This is a genomic window from Paenibacillus sp. FSL F4-0243, assembly GCF_037963295.1.
GTDB lineage: Bacteria > Bacillota > Bacilli > Paenibacillales > Paenibacillaceae > Paenibacillus_AQ.
Genome location: NZ_CP150151.1, coordinates 4,085,839 through 4,105,010, shown reverse-complemented (window position 1 = coordinate 4,105,010; position 19,172 = coordinate 4,085,839). Strand labels below are relative to the sequence as shown.

Here is a 19,172-nt window from a genome sequence, read left to right as displayed (position 1 = left end):
GGAGTACTAACATGTATCGCCATATGAAACGAGGCTTCGATCTTGTGGGAGCGATCGTTATGTTGTGTATATTTAGTCCAGTCATGGCTGTGGTGGCGTTGTTGATTCGAATGAAGCTTGGAAGCCCAATCTTGTTCAAGCAGCAACGACCAGGGCGGGGAGAGAAACCCTTCTTTATCTACAAATTTCGGACCATGGCTGAACTGTATGACACGCAGGGTCAACCGTTACCAGATGAGCGACGATATATCAAATTTGGCGGAATCATCCGGAAGCTAAGTCTGGATGAACTACCACAATTGGTGAATGTTGTGAAGGGAGAAATGAGTCTGATTGGTCCAAGACCCTTACTCATGCGTTATAGCCCATACTATTCCGAACAGGAGAGGTTACGTTTCTCAGTAAGACCAGGAATTACGGGATTAGCACAGGTGTCAGGACGTAATACTTCGTCGTGGAAAGACCGGCTTTCGTATGATGTCACCTATGTCGAGAGTTTAAGTTTCAGACTTGATGCGCTGATATTATGCAAGACCGTCTTGAAGGTGATTCGCCAAGATGATGTTGTAGCCAATCCAGGTCGGCATAGCCTGCCTCTGGATGAGTATAGGCTGAATAAAAAGGAGGGCCAGGCATGAGTGTGCAGTTTAGACCGCTGCATGAAGACGATATACATCATGCATGCCGGCTCTTGAAGAGCAATTTACCGGAGCATGTGTACAATCAAACGATATTTGCTTGTACGGGTTATCCAGCATATCTACAAGCGGCTTGTAAGTGTGGAGGTCATTCGGCCACATTGTTGATTGGAGCCTATCTTGGAGAAGTGCTCATTGGATTCGCAGAATGGCGAAGAATGGAACAAATATTGGTTCTGAATAATTTAAACGTGGATGCGGCGTTTCGCAAGGACGGTATTGGCGGAATGCTCATGGCGTATGGAGAGAAATTAGCCAAGAGGGACGATATTAAGAAGTTGGTACTGGATGTGTTCTCATGGAATGAACAGGCTCATGCTTGGTACCTTCGCCTTGGCTTTGTAGAAGAAGGACGTACTTATTGGTATGTGAGGGATCTGGATCGTTCATTAACGGCTAGCGCAGATGTTATTGCCGCTGGAGCGGATATAGATGATGAAGAAGTGAATTACATTATTGATGATTACCCAATGGCAGAGGCACATCATCTAAAATACGGATTTTCTTCATTTAGGATTAGAACGAAGCAGAAGACTTCAGTTGTGGGTCGGCTCGGCGAGCAGTATTTTCGCATCCAACTGCAAAGTGGAGAGTGGGACGGTGGGTATCCACTAACCGATGTGTTACTCGACCTTGACCGGGAGAGAAAGCTGTTATTGCTTTCATCCGATGCATTCTTACGAGAGAGAGACCAAGTGCTAAGCTTAAGCACTGAAAGTATACGTATGATCAAGATATTGGATTAGCAGCGAATGCTTCCGAAGTAAGTTTTGTCGAAGTACCTCAAGGAAGCGTCGTTAACATAACTTTTAGGTGGTGACGTATGAGTGATTTCATTGTGCTTAATAGCGCGCATTCTGAAGAATGGGATGCTTATTTGAATCAGATGGATTGTAAGGATATCTATTTTTCTGCAGATTTTTTTCGGCTGTTTGAGGATGATGATCATCAACAGGCAGAACTGTTTGTTTTTAAGCAGGGTGAGAAGCTCATCATTTATCCTTACTTACTTCGCTCCATTAGCCATCTTCCAGCAGTCATCCAGCTGGGACTTGAAGGAGAATGGTATGACATCAGCACACCTTATGGATACGGGGGGCCGATATCTAATGTGCCAATAGGAGCGGAACGAACAGAGTTGTACCGAAAATTCAGTGAAACGTTCACAGATTACTGCAGAGAGAAAAAGATCATGACCGAGTTTGTAAGATTCCATCCTTTTATAGGCAATGCCACTGAATACCAAAAAGGGCTTACTACGGAGCTCAATCGGAATACAGCTTACATGGATTTGACAGTTGGCTCAGAGTCAGTGCTAATTCAGAACTATGGCAGCAATCATAAAAGAAATATCCGTAAATTAAAGTCAGCTCCATTCACCATTCGAAAGTCGGATCTTAAGGATCGGATCGAGCCTTTCATCGAGTTATATTACGGGACGTTAAATGATTTACAAGCAGATCCCTTTTATTATTTCCCTCGAAAATTTATAGAAGATACAAGCCTTTTGCCAGACGGACGGGTAGTGCTGTTTGAGGCGATGGATGGGGAGAGGAGTGTAGGGGCAAGTATTATACTTCTTGATCGACCATGGATGCATTATCACTTATGCGGTTGGGACCGAGCTTATCTGCAGTGGTCACCTACCAAATTTCTCATCCACGCAGCAGCCGTATGGGGGATGGAGAATGGATATGAAAAATTCCATCTCGGTGGGGGATATAAGGGGAATGACGAGTTGTTTCAGTTCAAGCTAAGATTCGCTACTCAACTAGAACCACTAGACTATTACTTAGGTAAGCGAATATTTTTCCCCGAGGTGTATGAACGAATGATTGTACTCTGTGACACTGGAGTTGCGGGGAATTACTTTCCGCTCTACCGGCATCCATCTCTTTTGAATCAAAATATCATGGACCACGCTCTGAAGTAAGTCAATAAGATATGTATTCCATTTGGATTAAAGCATCCAAATGGAGAAAGGAGCAAGGCATGAGTATTCGTCAACCACGCATTCTACCACGAATCTTGTTATCCCCACCGCATGTAAGTGGACGTGAACAGGCTTATTTGGAGGATGCAATTCATTCTGGCTGGATCGCTCCCATCGGACCACAAGTCGATGCTTTCGAGCGGGAGATGACCGACTATACAGGTTCAAAGGGTGCACTTGCATTAAGCTCTGGAACAGCAGCAATTCATCTTGCACTACGTCTAGCTGGCGTTTCTCAAGGAGATTACGTGATTTGTTCGACGCTTACCTTCGTAGCTAGTGCCAATCCTATTTTATATTTGGGGGCTACACCTGTATTCGTAGACTCAGAACCAGAAACATGGAATATGTGTCCACTAGCCTTTCAGCGGGCCTGCCAGGATTTGAATGATAGAGGGATACTGCCTAAAGCAGCTGTTGTTGTCAATTTGTACGGGCAGAGCGCAGACATGGAGCCAATTGTAGAAATCGCGAATCGTTACGGTATTGTTTTAATAGAAGATGCTGCGGAATCCCTCGGTGCCTTTTATCACGGAAAGGCCAGTGGTACTTGGGGCCGCTTCGGAATCTATTCTTTCAACGGGAATAAAATTATTACAACCTCAGGTGGAGGTATGCTTGTATCGGATGATACCGATGCATTAGATCAAGCCCGTTTCTGGTCTACCCAAGCACGTGACACTGCTCCACACTATCAGCATTCCGAAATGGGTTATAACTACCGGCTAAGTAACCTTTTGGCAGCCATAGGACGAGGGCAACTGGAGCTACTTGAGGAAAAGGTCGAACGACGTAGATATATTTCTCAAGTGTACTCAGATCGATTGGGATCCATTCCGGGTCTTCATTTCATGCCGGAAGCGCCAAATTGTCGCAGTACACGCTGGTTAAGTGCGTTAACGATTGATGAAGAAATCGCAGGCTTCTCCGCTAATCAACTCTTAAAGTGCCTGGAATTCAACAATATAGAAGCTAGACCTGTATGGAAACCACTACATTTGCAACCGCTGTTCGAGAACGCCTTCTATTATCCATACATGGAGGGACATAGTGTATCTGATCAATTGTTCACAAAAGGTGTATGTCTACCTTCTGGTAGCTCTTTATCGGATGATGATCTGGTACGCGTAATGGATGCGATAGAGTCTTGTATTCAGAACCGCTGAAAAATTACTTAGCAATCCATCCGTTAGCACCAGTGCCGCTTTCCTTCACATAAAAAGTGGCTTTCGCTACACCATCTGTTCGCATAGCCAGACTGCCAATCGGAGCGGTAATCGTTCCCTCAGGCGATCCTTCCACGATAAATACTGCAGGAAGTAATGTTCCACCAACGAGTCGGACTGCCCGTTTGAAGTTGCCATAGGTAGAGAACCATTCAGTCAAAGCATACGGATTATACAACGTACCAAGAGAAGTACCCTGCATGGCAACCAATGTTTCGAATTCTAGAATGCGTTTTACCTTTACAGAACGGGTATCAAACACTGCTACATTGTTCAGGTGCAGGAAGGGTTTAGCTGCACCATAAGAAGACGCTAGCACGACTTGATTGGTCCCGCTGTTACGGACAATCATATTGTCAACAGTAACCATCGCGTCAGACTCTGTTGTGAATAATTGTAAGGTACTGCCCGTTAAGTCCTGTGCATCTATCGTCCCCACATAAAGATCGCCTCCGTCGATTCGGACTCCGCTTGCTAAGGTGGAACCCGAGCCGTACATCCCTAACGAGCCGATATGCAATCTTGGTTTTCCTCCAGCAGCATTAAACGCAGCGTAGATCGCAGGGCCGCCGATTCCATCGAACTTTGCGCTTCCGATATCAATAAATTGTGAATAGATCGTTTGTAGACCGTAATTAGCTTTATGATCCGTCGAGCGAATAGATAAATGGTTGATTTTTAGCGTCAATCCATAGGACAGCAATGCTGGACTTACTGATCCACTTACACGCATATCTAGTGAACCGATGTCGAGAGTCCAGAGTCTCGTTATCTCATCTGAAAGCCCAGTTGTCATATCATTGCCGAAACCAGTTGTTGTCAAAGAGTCGAATCGTTGATAAAAGCTACGCGTTCCCTTGAAGATGTCGGGTTCTACATCGAGTGAATTGGCGCCATTAAACCCAGGTGCACCACCGCGACTGTTATTTAATACCGCTCTGTTGACATGAAGCTGGTCTACAAAATGGACTACAAAGTTCTTTCGACCAGCCGTTTCACAGTACGCATATCCGATATGCACATTAACGGATGGGATATCTTCTGTCCCTCCAATGAAAATATTATCACCATAGCAATCATGAGAGTACACCGATTCGATCGTTATATTTTGCGAAGAAGAAATGAACAAGCCATGAAGTTGATCGTTGACGGCTGTTTTAACAGTCGAAGCACTTCCGTCTATTTCGAGGCTGCCGGATATCGTGATGTTTGCGGCATTTAACATAACAAGAACTCGAGTATCCGAAGGTGGGTTAGGGGCAAGCACCAATTTTGAGCCGGCTTCAAAGCTTAGGTTAGTTCCGGTTGGAATACGAAGACACCACCAATCTAGGACTGAAGGGTTACGCATGTGGCCGGAAGAGACTTTATATACACCAGGCGGAAAAATAACAACCTTGCTTTTGGCATTTCCAGCATTAATTGCATTTTGAATCGCGACGGTGTCATCTTTGGTACCATTCCCTGTAGCTCCATAAGATCGAACATTCACGTAACCGTTAGTTTCAGGATCTAATTTAATAGAAGTGACTGCTCCGTCCGCAATAACGGACGTTGTTACAGAATTATCTGGAATAGGTGCAGTTGCCATATACTTCACTCCTTTATTTTTTTGATTTGAAATATAAGGCTAAGTTTCACGTTATAAATCATCCTTATATTTCTACGAGTAACGGTTGTCGTCCATAAAGGATGACAACATCGTTTCTTCTTAAGTATTTTATGTGAACTTTTCTACAGATGCACGGTACAAAGAGCACTTTACAGGACGAAAGGAGTTTTTTATTTGAAGGTATTAGTAACTGGGGGGCTTGGTTTTATTGGGTCACATGTTGTTGACCGGCTTATAAGAGAGGGGATCGAAACTGTAATTGTAGATAATTTATCGGGTGCTTCCGGCTCATTCTATAGAAATCCTTCCGCTCTTTTATATCCGTACGACATTCGGGACGAGACACTGGGTGAAGTCTTTATCCGTGAGAAACCGGATGTGGTCATTCATCTGGCTGCACAGATTGACGTAAGAGAATCTCAGCGCAATCCATTGTTTGATGCGAATGTGAATATTGTTGGCACACTTAACGTCCTGCGGATGTGTGAGGCGCATCAGGTTGAAAAGATCGTGTACGCCTCGTCGGCCGCTGTATACGGTAATCCTGAATATTTGAGCATTGACGAGAAACATCCCTTAAATCCTGAATCTTGTTATGGGGTATCAAAAAGTGTTCCTGAGTCTTATATTCGGATGTTTGCCAGCATGCATGGGCTGAAGTACACCATTCTTCGTCTTGCGAATGTATATGGACCTCGACAAAGCTCGCATGGTGAAGCTGGTGTCGTTTCGATTTTTCTGGATCGCATAAAGCAAGGCAAGGAGCTTGTGATTTATGGGGATGGAGAACAGACCAGGGATTTTGTCTATGTTGAGGATGTTGCACAGGCGTTTGTAAATGCGGCTTGTACAGATGAGAATGTGGATAATCAGATCATAAATATTAGCTGCGGGGTGGCGACCTCCATTAATACGATTGTAGAGATGATAGGCGGTATTACAGGTCGGGAATCCCAGACAACCTATGAACAGGCTCGACCGGGAGATATTCTTCACAGCTACTTAAACAATAGTAAAGCAAACGAGTTGATGTCCTGGTCTCCTCACCATGATCTTCACCAGGGACTCAAGAAGACGATTGCAGCCCGATTGACTGTAGGCAGTGCTGTGGACCATTAATCGCAAATATCGAAAGGGGTTATCCCCATGGAACGAAAATTAAATTCGGAAATGTTTGTTCTACGAAGTATAGCCTGCTTAAGTATAGCGCTGTTACATGCTTTATATCGAGTCTATGACGATGGGAACACGCCTTGGGTAGAGTCAGTGGGTCTACTGCTTACATTTGGCACACCGGTATTCGTATTTATCTCGCAATTCGTATTGTCTTTTGCATACCCGGACGGAATTCCCGCGAAATTTTGGGAGAAACGGATCAAGTACATTTTGCTTCCTTACTTTTTTTTCGGAGCTTTGTACGCAGGGTTAAAAGGATTGGATATGGCGGGCAGTGAGGGGATTCCGCTTCTTCAGGCTTTTTGGTACTTTCTCTGGCGTCATTGGTTACTTGGTGATTTTCATGGCTACTTTATCCTAATTATCTTTCAGTTTTATGCCTTGTTTCTCTTATTTCAAAAGCATGCCAAAAAATTCACTCCACGCTCTATACTGATTGCGTCATTCGTTATTAATGTGGCTTACTTAGGTTTTTTCAATTTCACCAAACCCGTAGATACGGTAGCTGCTCAATATATTTGGGATAAATTGTATTGGGTTTTCTCTCCGGGGTGGATTTTCTACTTTACTGTGGCTTATTACTTGGGGCGAAATGAGGCTTGGTTCCGGGAAAAATTAAAACAGTTCCGTTTAGCTGTCTACGTGCTTCCAGTTGTAACAGGCGCGTTTGTGCTATTCGTGAATGAGCAAGGCTGGATAACGGCACATAGTTCCAAGAGAATTGATATGTTACTTTTCGCCATGAGCATGATTCTACTACTCTTCACAGTGGCTTCTGCATTGAAAAAAGTGCCGCGTGTGCTGGAGTGGAGCAGTAGATACTCCTTCGGCATATATTTGCTTCACCCGTTGTTGTTGGCTTTATTCGTCAAACTTCCTTCTTCGTTCGGGTTGCAAAACCTTGGACTATTCAGTGTGCTTCTCCAATTTGTCGGATGTGTGGTAGGATCGGCGATCATCATGAACATAGCGAATCGTATTCCAGGCGGAGCCTTTGTGTTCGGTCGAGTCGGGATTGGAATCAATCAGAGAAAACCCCCGAAACCGCTGGATAAGCCCATAAGCTCGAGTATAGGGAACATGAACTAGTTAAAAAATAGACCACTAAACTTCCGTTTTTCAGGTGATTAGTGGTCTTTTAATATTGTCTTGGCTCTTACATCGCACTAGTTTCGGACCGTATAGTTCTTATTTCCATAAAAACACACATTTTGGTATTGGTTTTGAGCAAAAAGCAGCATCTGAGTCCGATAATCTCGCAAAATGGCCAAAACCATTAAAATAAGGGCTCCTCAAACCGATCAATAATCGAGGGGATCTGAAATAGTTGGAATTATCGGTGAATCCTATTATAATGGGTTTCTTGATTAAATGTAATTATGAATATTCAAACATTTACATCCAGAGAATAATGCATCGTGCAGAACTTTAGGAGGAAACGAGAGTGGAACTTGGAATAAGTACCTTTGTCGAGACAACGCCCGATGTCCAAACGGGTGAGACAATAAGTCATGCAGAACGACTACGTGAAGTAGTGGAGGAAATTGTACTTGCCGAAGAGGTGGGACTAGATGTATACGGAGTGGGCGAGCATCATCGTAATGATTATGCGGCTTCATCACCTGCGGTTGTGTTAGCGGCAGCTGCATCGTTGACTACGAAGATTCGGTTGACCAGTGCCGTGATGATCCTGTCTTCAGCAGATCCCGTACGCGTATTTCAAGATTTTGCAACGCTAGATGGCATTTCGAATGGACGTGCAGAAATTATGATCGGCCGCGGTTCGTTTACAGAGTCTTTTCCTTTATTCGGCTATGATCTGAAAGATTATGAAGAACTCTTTAATGAGAAGCTGGAATTGTTATTAGCCATCCAAAAGTCAGAAAAAGTAACCTGGAGTGGCAAACACCGAGCGGCCATAAACAATCTGGGGATTTACCCGCGTCCGGTTCAAGATCCGTTACCGATTTGGATTGGGAGTGCAGGTAGTCCAGAATCTGCGATCCGCACTGGAGCATTAGGTTTACCCTTTGTATTAGCTATTATTGGAAATGTTCAACCGCTTGATTATGCGAAGCATGTGCAGCTCTACAAAAAAGCAGCGGCTGAAGCCGGATATGATCTTTCAAGCCTGCCTATTGCCTCACACTCACACGGGTTTATTGCTGAGACTAATGAGTTAGCACTGGAGAAATTTTTCCCTTCAACGCATGCTCGGACCAATGTGCGGGCGAAGGAAAAAGGGACACCCCCATACCATCGTTCCGATTATGATGCAGCATGCAGCTTTGATGGCGCTTTGTATGTAGGTGATCCAGAAACCGTTGCGAACAAAATCATTCATCTTCGCAAGCATGTTGGAATTACGCGATTCTTTTTACATATGCCCCACGGTACAATGCCTCATGATGATGTTATGCAGGCGATTAGACTGCTGGGAACAGAAGTAGCTCCTCGTGTTCGTGAAGAAGTAGCACGCTGGGAAGCAAGTAATCTTTAACGAATAAGCTGCGTCCTTAGGACGTGGTTTTTTTTGTGCGGTATACTAAAATAACGAATAACGTTATATAAGGGAGGGGCAATGGAGACTATTCATTATTTATCTCAATTCAATTTGCTTCAATCGTTAGCGCTGGAAGATCTAATGGAAATGGAAGAGTTAACTCGAATAACAGTAGTCCCGAAAAATACATATATCCAGACACCGACAACCTTCTCTGAAGGATTATTTTTTGTGAAAAAAGGAAAGGTGCGTTTATACCGATTGAATGCGGATGGGAAGCAGTTTACTTCGGATATTCTGAGTGAGGGAAATGTTTTTGGTGAAATGAACGTAATTTCGTTTGGAACCAAAGATCATTACATTGAAGCCATGGAAGAGTGTCATATCTGTACAATTGATCCTGTAAGATTTGAAGATTTCGTAGCTACTCGACCTAGATTTTTGATGTCGTTAATGCAAGTATTGAGCGATCGTATAAAAAGTATGAGTCAGTTAACTCAAAACCTAGCCATCGGAAATCTGCATGATAAAATATTGTGTGTTCTTTTAAAGCTATCGGATCAACTAGGCGTTAAAAGTGAGGATAATTATTATAAAATCAATGTTCCACTATCGCATCAAGAAATCGCCAATTTGATTGGTGCGAGCAGAGAAGCGGTTACTGTGGCATTGCAAGAATTGGTAAAAGCTGAGGTGCTTCAGACTGGGTTCAAAACTATACGTATCCATCATGATAAGATTTTGGAAAGAAATTTATAAAGATTATGAGCTGTAAATGAGATTACATCTTTATGGTTAGAAATACCCGTATCCTAGATATAAGAAGAAGGTTATCCAAGCCTTTAAAATCATAGGTGAAGGGAAGATTTATATGGAGCATAGGAAGGGAGCTCGAAAAGTTAGCGATATTCCTGCTGATGTTGTTGGACTATTGCATAAAGGACAATTACAGACTGTAAATCTAACGGAATGGCTTGCTGTGGACCATATGGTCTTGATAGAAAATGTACTGGACGAGCTAGGTTTTGGACAGGAATCCGAACCAATTTTACAAAGGCTTCGCGATTCATCGGAAAAGAAAATCATGAAGCTCATACCGGCTATCGCGCGGGAGTGGCAACAGGTATTGGAGTGCAAATCAGAGGTGGAACAAGTCCGAGTATTCTCAGCATTAGCGCAGCATCGTTCCGATAGTGTCCGCTGTTGGGCTGCCTATATGATCGGTCTAAATCAATCTTTAAGTCTATCGCAAAAGCTAATGGATATCCGTCCCTTTGCAGCGGATGATCATTTTGGGGTACGTGAGATTTCATGGATGGCTTTAAGGGAATCGGTCATTGCAGAATTGGATGAATCCATTAAGTTCTTAGAGAGCTGGGTTCATGATCAAGATACGAACATAAGGAGATATGCAATCGAATTGACGCGGCCACATGGGGTATGGGCGAAGCATATTACTGCGCTAAAAGAAAACCCAGCAATAGCACTTCCATTATTAGAACCACTTAAGTCAGATCCGGCAAAATACGTTCAGGATTCTGTAAGTAATTGGTTGAACGATGCGAGTAAAAGCAATCCAGACTGGGTGCAACAGCTTAGTGAGAAGTGGTTAATTTCTTCGGATTCCAAGGAAACGAAGCGGATTGTAACACGGGCAACAAGGAGTATTGCTGATCTACGTTGAAAATGAAGTAATACCTTAGCCCTCTAGTAGTGCGTCACAGCAGGAGTGTGTCTCGGCATTCTCAGCTTAAGATGTTGACATTGAAGAATTATTTCACTATACTGGCTGTAATCTTATATACGATATACGTTGAAGAAGCCCAGTAGTAGCTTAGTCCCTGTTTCAGAAAGCCGGGGGTTGATGAAACCCGGTACACACTAAGAGTACGAATTACACTTTGGAGTATCTCGGCTAACACCGAGCGGAATGGCGAACGATATCTCGTCACGAGTGGCATCAATGCTGTGTTTTAGCAATAGCGTTTCATTGGTGCAATCTGGGTGGTAACACGGTTATTCAATCGTCCCTATGTCTACAATAGACAAGGGGACGATTTTTTTGTTTTTAAATATAAGGATTTATAAGTTTCTCTTCATCAACTATCCTTATATTCGCTTGGCGGACTGATGATTCGTTATAGGATATCTACTAATTTAAGGGGTGTTAGGCAATGAATATTATCGATGAACTAGAATGGCGCGATGCCATCAATCAACAAACCGATGCCGAAGGGCTTAGAGAATTGACCAACCAGAAATCCGTTTCGGTGTACTGCGGTGTAGACCCGACGGGTGACAGTATGCATATTGGTCACTTGATTCCGTTCATGGTACTCAAAAGATTCCAGCTTGCAGGACATCGTCCGGTTATGCTGATTGGCGGTGCTACAGGTACGATAGGTGATCCAAGTGGACGACAATCCGAGCGTTCATTGCAGACACTGGAGCAAATCCAAGCTAACGTAGATGCGCTTACCGCACAAATGAAAAAGCTGTTCGTTACTGATGGCGACAATCAAATTCGTATGGTGAACAACTACGATTGGACGCATAAAATCAATGTGATCGAATTTTTGCGTGACTATGGTAAGAACTTCAGCATCAATTCGATGCTTGCCAAAGATGTTGTAGCGAGCAGATTGGACAGCGGAATTTCCTTTACTGAATTCTCCTACCAAATCCTGCAATCCCTAGATTACCTGCATCTGTACCAGCATGAAGATGTGCAGCTCCAAATTGGTGGCTCCGATCAATGGGGCAACATTACAAGCGGTCTGGATCTGATCCGTAGAAAAGAAGGACCTGAAGCAAAAGCATTCGGTCTAACGATCCCGCTTATGTTGAAAGCTGATGGAACAAAATTCGGTAAATCAGCTGGAGGGGCAATCTGGCTCGATCCAAACAAAACGACTGCGTTTGAGTTCTACCAGTTCTGGGCGAACACTGATGACCGTGATGTTGTGAAATACTTGAAGTACTTTACATTCCTATCTAAAGAGCAAATTGATGCACTTGCGGAAAAAGTACAGACTGAACCGCATAAACGCGAAGCACAAAAAACACTTGCTGAAGAAATGACCAGATTCGTGCATGGTGAAGAATTGCTGGAGCAGGCTAAACGTATTACTGCTGCTCTGTTCAGTGGAGATATCAAATCCCTAACTGCTGATGAGATCGAGCAAGGCTTCAAGGAAATGCCGACCTACGAAACTACACTGGAATCTAAAAATATCGTAGAGTGGTTGGTTGATCTCGGTATCGAGCCGTCCAAGCGTCAAGCACGTGAGGATATCACCAAAGGAGCAATCTCCATGAATGGTGAGAAAGTTAGCGACGTAGCTCTGGATGTTACAGCTAGCGAAGCTATCGGGGGCCGGTTTATCATTATCCGTAAGGGTAAGAAAAACTACAGCTTGGTGAAATTGTCCTAATAATAAGAGCCTTCCTTATGAATAAGGGAGGTTTTTTGTTGTATTTTAAGTATAGAGGCGGATCATTTGCATATTAAGTGAAATTTGAAAGGTGAAATAGCGAAAATTATGGTAAGCTTAGGATTCGTGTGATTTATGGATTAACATGATATTCTACAACTATAACAGAAAATTAGGAGTGGTAATTTGAGAAGACAAAAACCAATGACCATGGAAGAATTGATGAATGAGTTACAAGGACAGAAAACGTATCAAGAAGATCCCAATCACATCTCTTTCGAGAAATTGTTTAATGAAGCGTTTATGAGTAAGTATTCCAATTACAAAAGTTTCGATGAGTTTGTAACCAAAGGAAACTTTCAAGTAAAGACAGAAGAAGATGTTGCTGACATACCTGATGAACTTTTTGATCGTCATGTAGTTAGAGAGACTAAATTTACGGATTGGAAATCAATGTTGGAAACAGCGAATAAGGAATACGTCCGTAATTAAAGAAACAGTGTCTGGTAATGCTCTATTTATCTTCAAAGAAAATACACTCCCCATTGTCTCGAAAGACAATGGGGAGTGTATTTTTTTATCTCTAGATATTCGATTACCTATGATGTTTTACTCATCGTTGATGCACATACCTATGATTTAATTGAAGAAATAGGAAATAGGTTTCATAAAGGATGTATTTATATAGGAGGGGCAGAATCGTATGACAACTTGCATACAGACCTCGAGGCCTGAGACTCTTCATGTCATGTGGAAAACCGTCTCGGAGGATTGTAATTTAACCTGTGATTATTGCTATTACAGCACAGCAGGGGGACATCCTCATCATCCGATCCGAGTGATGGATGCGGATCTTCTGGAGCGGTTTATCGCTCAGTACATGAAACGATCATTTGGTATAGCGACTTTCTCTTGGCAGGGAGGGGAGCCGCTATTAGCCGGACTTCCATATTTTGAACGCGTGATTTCACTCCAAGCTAAGTACGCTCCACCTCATACGATGATCAGTAATGCGCTGCAGACCAACGGAACGTTAATTCATGAGAATTGGGCGAAATTTTTTAAACGGTACAACTTTTTGGTTGGGATTAGTGTGGACGGTCCTGAGCCCATTCATGATGCACATCGTAAAACGGGTTCGGGGAAAGGTAGTTATGATCTAGTTATGCGTGGGATTCGCCATCTACAGAATGAAGGTGTGGAATATAGTACTCTGACGGTGATTCATGAAGATAATGTGATGAAACCAGACGAATTGATGGCATTCTACCAGGAACAACAATTTCCTTATATTCAGTTTATCCCTTGCATGGATTTTGTCTCACAAAAGAGTGATATGCCTGGCCGCTTTCGAATTACACCTGAACAATACGGAGCGTTTTTATGCCGTACATTTGATCTGTGGTACAACGAGGGGTATCCGGAGCTTCCCATTCGTATTTTTGAGAATATGCTTCTAGTATTCATGCATCGTGAGGCGGAGTTATGCGTCCACAACTCATGCTGCCCGAAGATGATGGTGCTTGAAACGAACGGGGATGCCTATCCTTGCGATTTCTTTATTGATGAAGAGCACAGGTTAGGAAATATTGGCCATACCGACCTTGAAGCATTGCTTACCAGCCCCATATATGATGACTTTTTGTTAATGAAACCCAATATGAATGAATCATGCTATAAGTGTGAGTATCTTAGCTTTTGTAATGGGGGATGCCCGCGCAACCGGAATTGGCTTGATGTTCATGATCGTACTGAGGTTGATTATTTCTGCCATAGCTATAAAATGTTCTACTCATATGCCTATGAACGGATGATACTGCTAGCAAACCGACTTAAATCGGAGCAGATGCTGGAGTTCAGGAAAAGTGCCAAACCACTTCCAGGTAGAAATGATCCATGTCTCTGCGGAAGCGGGAAAAAATTTAAGAGTTGCTGTCAACCACTATAGCTCAAATTAAAAAAAAGGCTGTCTTAACAATCATGCAAATGGTTTTGGGACAACCTTTTTATTATATTAAAGAACCATTTGATTTCTCACCATAATAGCCGCACCAGTCACCACAGCTTCTTCTTTTAAAGTACCTAGAGTGAAGTGAGGTTGGTATTCAGGATAACGGTAAGTGTTACGCTGTGCCACTTCAACCGCCGTTTGGAAGAACAACTCGTGAGAGTGGATGAGCGCACCACCTAAAATGATAGTCTCAGGATGTAACAGGTTGATAACGTTGGCGAGGCCAATCCCGAAGTGAATGGCGGCTTGAGTAAATAATTCACGTGCGTGTGGATTACCATCTCTAAAGGCTTGCACGAGTACATCATAAGTTAGCTTCTCAGGCGAGACTTTATATCTTTGGAGGATCAGGTCGTTGTCATTTTTTGCCTCTGAGCGTGCACTTTGTTCTAGCGCCTGCACAGATACGAATGCTTCCAGAGCACCGTAGTTCCCATCATTATTTAATCGGGGTCCATCTGTCTGGATGATCATTTGACCAATGGCATCTTCCATATCCATCGTCCCATGAACAATACTTCCATGCGACATCATCGCATAGCGGATCCCTGCTCCAGCATGTACATAGAGCATATGTTGAATGTTAGCGTGACGGATGGACCAGCGTTCCCCAAGCAGTGCGGAATTTGCTCCGTTGTCCAACCAAGCTTTGAAGCCTGTCCGTTCCTCCACCAGAGTGCAAATCGGGAGATTGTTCCAGCCTGAAGCAGGGAAATGTAGCGGCTTTAAGATTAAACCATTTTCCCGGTCAAGCGGTCCCACGGCTCCTATTCCTATCCCAATAATTTGACTGTCCTTCAGCTGATGGTCTCTAAGGAAGGCGCGTATTTGATTACTTATGTGATCCATAAATCTTTCAGGTGTGAATGCCTGATCCATTCGCCAGTGAACAATTGATTTTGGGTTCATTTGCATATCAAATAAACCAAGGGAAGAATACAGCCTGGAAATCTCTAAACCGATGATGTAGCCGTAGGAAGGATTGATCTGGTATAAAATAGGTCTTCTGCCTCCGCTTGATTCCCCGAATCCGCATTCTATCAGCAAGCCTTCTTCCGTCATTTCATCTAATATTCGGGTCATTGTGCTTTTGGTAAGTGAAAATGTTTGTAGAAGATCTAACTTGGAAACTGTGCCTTGTTCGGCGATTCGGTCGTATAGGAGTTTCTTTGGGGATGGAATGTGTGTCGAACGCTTTTCCACGATATACCTCCAAGCTATGTATAGGATGAACTAGAAAGATCGTTTTTTATAAAGTTTGTATTTATTATCATTAATATAGTATAACGCATAAACCATAGATTGTATTTTACCGTTCAAAAACTTAATTCCATTTTGGGAAAAAGTGATATAATGAAATTACGACAGAAAATATAAGGGTGGAATCCATGAGAACAACTATGAAAATAAATGCGACGACGAATACAGACCTAAGGATAAGTCTATTGTTCCAGTTGTTTTGGGTATTTGTTCGAATCGGTCCCGTAACTTTCGGGGGAGGTTATGCGATGATCCCTATGATCGAACGGGAAATTTCCACTAAACGGAAATGGCTGGCTGAAGAGGAGATGGATGAAATTCTATCTTTAGCTGGCGCAGCACCAGGTGGGGTAGGTGTAAATGCGGCGGCATTCATTGGTTATCGTCTTGCTGGAGTGAAGGGTGCGATTGCTGCAATCGCTGGGATTACGATTCCAACCTTTATCATTGTTTGTTTGCTTAGCGCCGTTTACTCACAACTGGCCGACCAACCAAAAGTTATTGCCGCCATGAAGGGGATTCATGGTGCTGTTATTGCCTTGATCCTAGTAGCAGCATATCGAATGGCCAAGAACGCTATATTTGACAAGACTACGGCTGTTACGGCGTTGCTTATACCGATTGTTTTATTAGTTTCCGGAATCAATCCCATATATGTGATCGCAGTTGGATTGATTATCGGTTTTGTATATATGCCAATCAAACAGCTCTTAGGGCTCCAAGTTCGGACAGAGAAGGATTCCTTGAAAGCTTCTGATGAAGAATCGAATTATCCGGAGTATTACATCTAGGGGGAAGCGATGTGATTTGGAATTTATTTTTTATCTTTATAAAAATTGGACTGCTCTCCTTTGGAGGAGGGTACGCAATCATTCCGATGATTCAGCATGAAGCTATGGCTGGTGGCTGGTTATCTGAAAGGGAATTTCAAGAGGTAGTTTCCATCGCAGGGATGTCACCGGGCCCTGTTGCAACGAACAGTGCAACCTTGATTGGATATCGTGTAGCTGGAATTGAAGGAGCGATTGTGTCGACATTAGGTATGGTTCTGCCTTCATTAATTATCATCATTGTTATTTCCATCTTTTTTTATCGGGTGAGGGACAGTCAATGGATTAAAACGTTATTTTATGGGTTGCGACCAGTGATTACAGGCTTGATTGCCTATGCTGCGATTCGGTTTGGATTAAATAGCATGGAACACGCTTTCATTAGTTGGCAGACCATTGGCACATTGATCATTGTATTCGCTGCACTTTATGGTTTAATAAAATATAAGCTGCATCCGCTCACCATTATCGTTGCCTCTGGCATTCTTGGTGTAGCCTTTTTTTAGACAGAGCCGGGACAATCCCAGATTGGAGGTAAGTACATGTCAGAGAATATACGGGCTTGCTGTTCAGCTAGTCGAAATCAAGTCGAGAAACAAGGTTCCATCGATGTTTGTAAGGAGAACACAACTCTCCAAAGATCAGAAGGGGATAAAGATTTCTCGGGCATGATCCTTATTCCTGGAGGCACTTTTCTTATGGGGACGGATGACAAAGAAGGGTTTCCCGCAGACGGAGAAGGGCCTGCTAGGAATGTTACCTTATCTCCCTTTTTGATTGATGCAACGGCAGTTACGAATAAGCAGTTTGCTGCTTTTATCAAGGAAACAAACTACGTTACAGATGCGGAGCGTTTCGGTTGGTCTTATGTGTTTCATACTTTTGTTTCCATGGAGACAGGGAAAAAGGTGACCCAAGTAGCTACTCAAACTCCCTGGTGGTGGGTGGTAGAGGGAGCAAATTGGTGTCATCCGGAAGGTCAGGATTCTCAAATAGACGAACGCCTTGATCATCCGGTGATCCACATATCTTGGCATGATGCTGATGCATATTGCAGCTGGGCCGGCAAACGTCTGCCTACGGAAGCGGAGTGGGAGTATGCCGCACGAGGAGGTCTGGTTCAGAAACGGTATCCTTGGGGAGACGAATTAAAACCAGGCGGAGAGCATCGCTGCAATATTTGGCAGGGAAAGTTTCCCGATAAAAATCATGCCAGCGATGGTTTTGCAGGTACCGCACCTGTAAGGTCCTATCTGCCTAACGGCTATGGTCTTTATAATATGTCAGGAAACGTGTGGGAATGGTGCGAGGATTGGTTTACTAAGGACTATCATATATCTTCCGAATCCGTGAATCCGAGAGGCCCGGTAAGTGGTGTAGCAAGGTCGATGCGCGGAGGATCGTATTTGTGCCATAAATCTTATTGTAACCGTTATCGGGTGGCGGCCAGGAGCAAAAATACACCAGACAGCTCTGCAGGAAATATTGGCTTTCGATGTGCGGCTGATTATACCGGTTGAGAATACATAAAGACTACTACATTAGAAGGAGGAACTTCTTTGTCCTCTATCATTCATAGTCAGTTTGATATCACCGTGCTGGACGTCATAAAAATTCAATATCAGAAGCGGATCTTATTCGATTACGTCCAGTCTTGTTATACCGTCTCTTATATCCAAAAAGGTGAGGTATTGACGACATCCTCCGAGGGAGAATATGTTGCTTCTGCCGGAGACGTGATGATCCACCGTCCTAACGAGCCTTTTAATGTGATCTCCAAAATGGAAGGCGTACATTATCTGTTTAATATTAACGCAAAGGTGCGAGACGGAGATGACTTCTTCAAGTTATTCCCGCTAGGCAAGGTGATTCGGATTCGGGATCAAAGCGAATATGAGCGAAGGTTTGACGAGCTGCGAAGCCTGTGGTTGCAGGAGGAGGATGATTTCAGAAATGTTCAGGTCGGTTCATTGGCATTTCTTCTCCTTTATGAAATTATGGAGAGCACCAAGCTTGGCGGGCGCCGCTCATCACGAGATCCCTATGTCACGGACCGCTTTAACGAGGCGTTGAAATATATGGAGGAGAGACTTGATCAGGAGATTAGTAGAGAGGAGCTTTCCAAGCTCTATCATATGAATCCTGTTTATTTTAGCCGGGCGTTTCAGAAAATATATAAATTGACACCTATGCAAATGTTACGAAAATTACGGCTGCAGCAAGCTAAACAAATGTTGGAGTATACGGATTATACCATCGAGCATATCTCCCAGAGCTGTGGTTATTATGATGCTTCACATTTCAGTAAGGTATTTCGTGGCGAATACGGCAGGGGTCCGGCAGAGTACCGAAAAAGTATCGAATATACAAAAACAAACATCGCTACTCCATAGCGGAGCTTTCCATATTCATTTACTCTATAAGCATGA

The 19,172-nt window shown here is 43.4% G+C and carries 18 protein-coding genes and 1 other annotated feature; of the genes, 16 read left to right on the top strand and 2 right to left on the bottom strand.

Translation table 11 applies throughout. From position 1 onward, the window contains the following. Positions 1–11: 11 nt before the first annotated feature. The 4 genes from NSS87_RS18105 to NSS87_RS18090 all read left to right on the top strand — a co-directional run bounded on the left by NSS87_RS18105 (position 12) and on the right by NSS87_RS18090 (position 3,857). Positions 12–638, top strand: coding sequence for a sugar transferase (locus NSS87_RS18105; RefSeq protein WP_156113132.1), 627 nt, complete (start codon positions 12–14; stop codon positions 636–638). Beyond that, positions 635–1,444 carry a GNAT family N-acetyltransferase gene (locus NSS87_RS18100; RefSeq protein ID WP_339241831.1) on the top strand — a complete coding sequence of 270 codons (810 nt, stop codon included), beginning with the start codon at positions 635–637 and terminating at the stop codon, positions 1,442–1,444. The genes NSS87_RS18105 and NSS87_RS18100 overlap by 4 nt, the downstream gene beginning before the upstream one ends. 77 nt (positions 1,445–1,521) lie before the next feature. Beyond that, a complete protein-coding gene (locus NSS87_RS18095; RefSeq protein WP_339241829.1) occupies positions 1,522–2,631 on the top strand; it encodes a GNAT family N-acetyltransferase in 1,110 nt (369 codons plus the stop codon). Positions 2,632–2,690: 59 nt separating this feature from the next. Then, on the top strand, positions 2,691–3,857 hold the full coding sequence (locus tag NSS87_RS18090) for a DegT/DnrJ/EryC1/StrS family aminotransferase (protein WP_339241827.1): 1,167 nt from the start codon (positions 2,691–2,693) through the stop codon (positions 3,855–3,857). Positions 3,858–3,861: 4 nt separating this feature from the next. Here NSS87_RS18090 and NSS87_RS18085 read toward each other — a convergent pair whose 3' ends face one another. Further along, complete coding sequence (locus NSS87_RS18085; RefSeq protein WP_339241825.1) at positions 3,862–5,508, bottom strand: glycosyl hydrolase family 28-related protein; 1,647 nt, start codon at positions 5,506–5,508, stop codon at positions 3,862–3,864. A gap of 195 nt (positions 5,509–5,703) precedes the next feature. Between NSS87_RS18085 and NSS87_RS18080 the strand changes: the two genes are divergently transcribed. The 8 genes from NSS87_RS18080 (at position 5,704) to NSS87_RS18045 (ending at position 14,590) form a co-directional block, all read left to right on the top strand. Further along, on the top strand, positions 5,704–6,648 hold the full coding sequence (locus tag NSS87_RS18080) for an NAD-dependent epimerase/dehydratase family protein (RefSeq protein ID WP_339241823.1): 945 nt from the start codon (positions 5,704–5,706) through the stop codon (positions 6,646–6,648). Between the two features lie 27 nt (positions 6,649–6,675). Beyond that, positions 6,676–7,794: an acyltransferase family protein gene (locus tag NSS87_RS18075; RefSeq protein WP_339241821.1), complete on the top strand. Its 1,119-nt coding sequence runs from the start codon at positions 6,676–6,678 to the stop codon at positions 7,792–7,794. A 355-nt stretch (positions 7,795–8,149) separates the two neighbouring features. Beyond that, entirely contained in the window at positions 8,150–9,205 is a 1,056-nt protein-coding gene (locus tag NSS87_RS18070) for an LLM class flavin-dependent oxidoreductase (RefSeq protein ID WP_042189070.1), read from the top strand. Between the two features lie 81 nt (positions 9,206–9,286). Further along, on the top strand, positions 9,287–9,967 hold the full coding sequence (locus NSS87_RS18065; protein WP_339241818.1) for a Crp/Fnr family transcriptional regulator: 681 nt from the start codon (positions 9,287–9,289) through the stop codon (positions 9,965–9,967). A gap of 112 nt (positions 9,968–10,079) precedes the next feature. After that, positions 10,080–10,892 (top strand): DNA alkylation repair protein, encoded by an 813-nt coding sequence (locus NSS87_RS18060; protein ID WP_339241816.1) that lies wholly within the window; start codon positions 10,080–10,082, stop codon positions 10,890–10,892. Between the two features lie 120 nt (positions 10,893–11,012). Further along, positions 11,013–11,243, top strand: a binding site (T-box leader). 139 nt (positions 11,244–11,382) lie between these two features. After that, on the top strand, positions 11,383–12,642 hold the full coding sequence (gene tyrS, locus NSS87_RS18055) for a tyrosine--tRNA ligase (protein WP_042189064.1): 1,260 nt from the start codon (positions 11,383–11,385) through the stop codon (positions 12,640–12,642). A 204-nt stretch (positions 12,643–12,846) separates the two neighbouring features. Further along, the gene (locus NSS87_RS18050) at positions 12,847–13,134 is read left to right on the top strand and encodes a hypothetical protein (protein WP_339248610.1); all 288 of its coding nucleotides are present in this window, start codon (positions 12,847–12,849) and stop codon (positions 13,132–13,134) included. A gap of 211 nt (positions 13,135–13,345) precedes the next feature. Next, complete coding sequence (locus NSS87_RS18045; protein ID WP_339241814.1) at positions 13,346–14,590, top strand: anaerobic sulfatase maturase; 1,245 nt, start codon at positions 13,346–13,348, stop codon at positions 14,588–14,590. Positions 14,591–14,656: 66 nt separating this feature from the next. Here NSS87_RS18045 and NSS87_RS18040 read toward each other — a convergent pair whose 3' ends face one another. Continuing rightward, complete coding sequence (locus NSS87_RS18040; protein ID WP_042189056.1) at positions 14,657–15,856, bottom strand: ROK family protein; 1,200 nt, start codon at positions 15,854–15,856, stop codon at positions 14,657–14,659. A 185-nt stretch (positions 15,857–16,041) separates the two neighbouring features. Between NSS87_RS18040 and NSS87_RS18035 the strand changes: the two genes are divergently transcribed. From NSS87_RS18035 to NSS87_RS18020, 4 genes are read left to right on the top strand one after another with little or no spacing between them, the layout of a single operon-like run. After that, entirely contained in the window at positions 16,042–16,704 is a 663-nt protein-coding gene (locus NSS87_RS18035; RefSeq protein ID WP_339241811.1) for a chromate transporter, read from the top strand. Positions 16,705–16,715: 11 nt separating this feature from the next. Next, complete coding sequence (locus tag NSS87_RS18030) at positions 16,716–17,249, top strand: chromate transporter (RefSeq protein ID WP_339241809.1); 534 nt, start codon at positions 16,716–16,718, stop codon at positions 17,247–17,249. A 36-nt stretch (positions 17,250–17,285) separates the two neighbouring features. Further along, positions 17,286–18,263 (top strand): formylglycine-generating enzyme family protein, encoded by a 978-nt coding sequence (locus NSS87_RS18025; protein ID WP_339241807.1) that lies wholly within the window; start codon positions 17,286–17,288, stop codon positions 18,261–18,263. Positions 18,264–18,302: 39 nt separating this feature from the next. Beyond that, positions 18,303–19,136 carry an AraC family transcriptional regulator gene (locus tag NSS87_RS18020; RefSeq protein ID WP_339241805.1) on the top strand — a complete coding sequence of 278 codons (834 nt, stop codon included), beginning with the start codon at positions 18,303–18,305 and terminating at the stop codon, positions 19,134–19,136. Positions 19,137–19,172 lie beyond the last annotated feature (36 nt).

Bases quoted from the DNA above. Each gene is read 5' to 3' on its own strand.
- NSS87_RS18105 (WP_156113132.1), top strand. From the start codon at position 12: ATGTATCGCCATATGAAACGAGGCTTCGATCTTGTGGGAGCGATCGTT.
- NSS87_RS18045 (WP_339241814.1), top strand. From the start codon at position 13,346: ATGACAACTTGCATACAGACCTCGAGGCCTGAGACTCTTCATGTCATG.
- NSS87_RS18090 (WP_339241827.1), top strand. From the start codon at position 2,691: ATGAGTATTCGTCAACCACGCATTCTACCACGAATCTTGTTATCCCCA.
- tyrS (WP_042189064.1), top strand. From the start codon at position 11,383: ATGAATATTATCGATGAACTAGAATGGCGCGATGCCATCAATCAACAA.
- NSS87_RS18095 (WP_339241829.1), top strand. From the start codon at position 1,522: ATGAGTGATTTCATTGTGCTTAATAGCGCGCATTCTGAAGAATGGGAT.
- NSS87_RS18085 (WP_339241825.1), bottom strand. From the start codon at position 5,508: ATGGCAACTGCACCTATTCCAGATAATTCTGTAACAACGTCCGTTATT.
- NSS87_RS18025 (WP_339241807.1), top strand. From the start codon at position 17,286: ATGTCAGAGAATATACGGGCTTGCTGTTCAGCTAGTCGAAATCAAGTC.
- NSS87_RS18035 (WP_339241811.1), top strand. From the start codon at position 16,042: ATGAGAACAACTATGAAAATAAATGCGACGACGAATACAGACCTAAGG.
- NSS87_RS18100 (WP_339241831.1), top strand. From the start codon at position 635: ATGAGTGTGCAGTTTAGACCGCTGCATGAAGACGATATACATCATGCA.
- NSS87_RS18060 (WP_339241816.1), top strand. From the start codon at position 10,080: ATGGAGCATAGGAAGGGAGCTCGAAAAGTTAGCGATATTCCTGCTGAT.
- NSS87_RS18075 (WP_339241821.1), top strand. From the start codon at position 6,676: ATGGAACGAAAATTAAATTCGGAAATGTTTGTTCTACGAAGTATAGCC.
- NSS87_RS18050 (WP_339248610.1), top strand. From the start codon at position 12,847: ATGACCATGGAAGAATTGATGAATGAGTTACAAGGACAGAAAACGTAT.
- NSS87_RS18065 (WP_339241818.1), top strand. From the start codon at position 9,287: ATGGAGACTATTCATTATTTATCTCAATTCAATTTGCTTCAATCGTTA.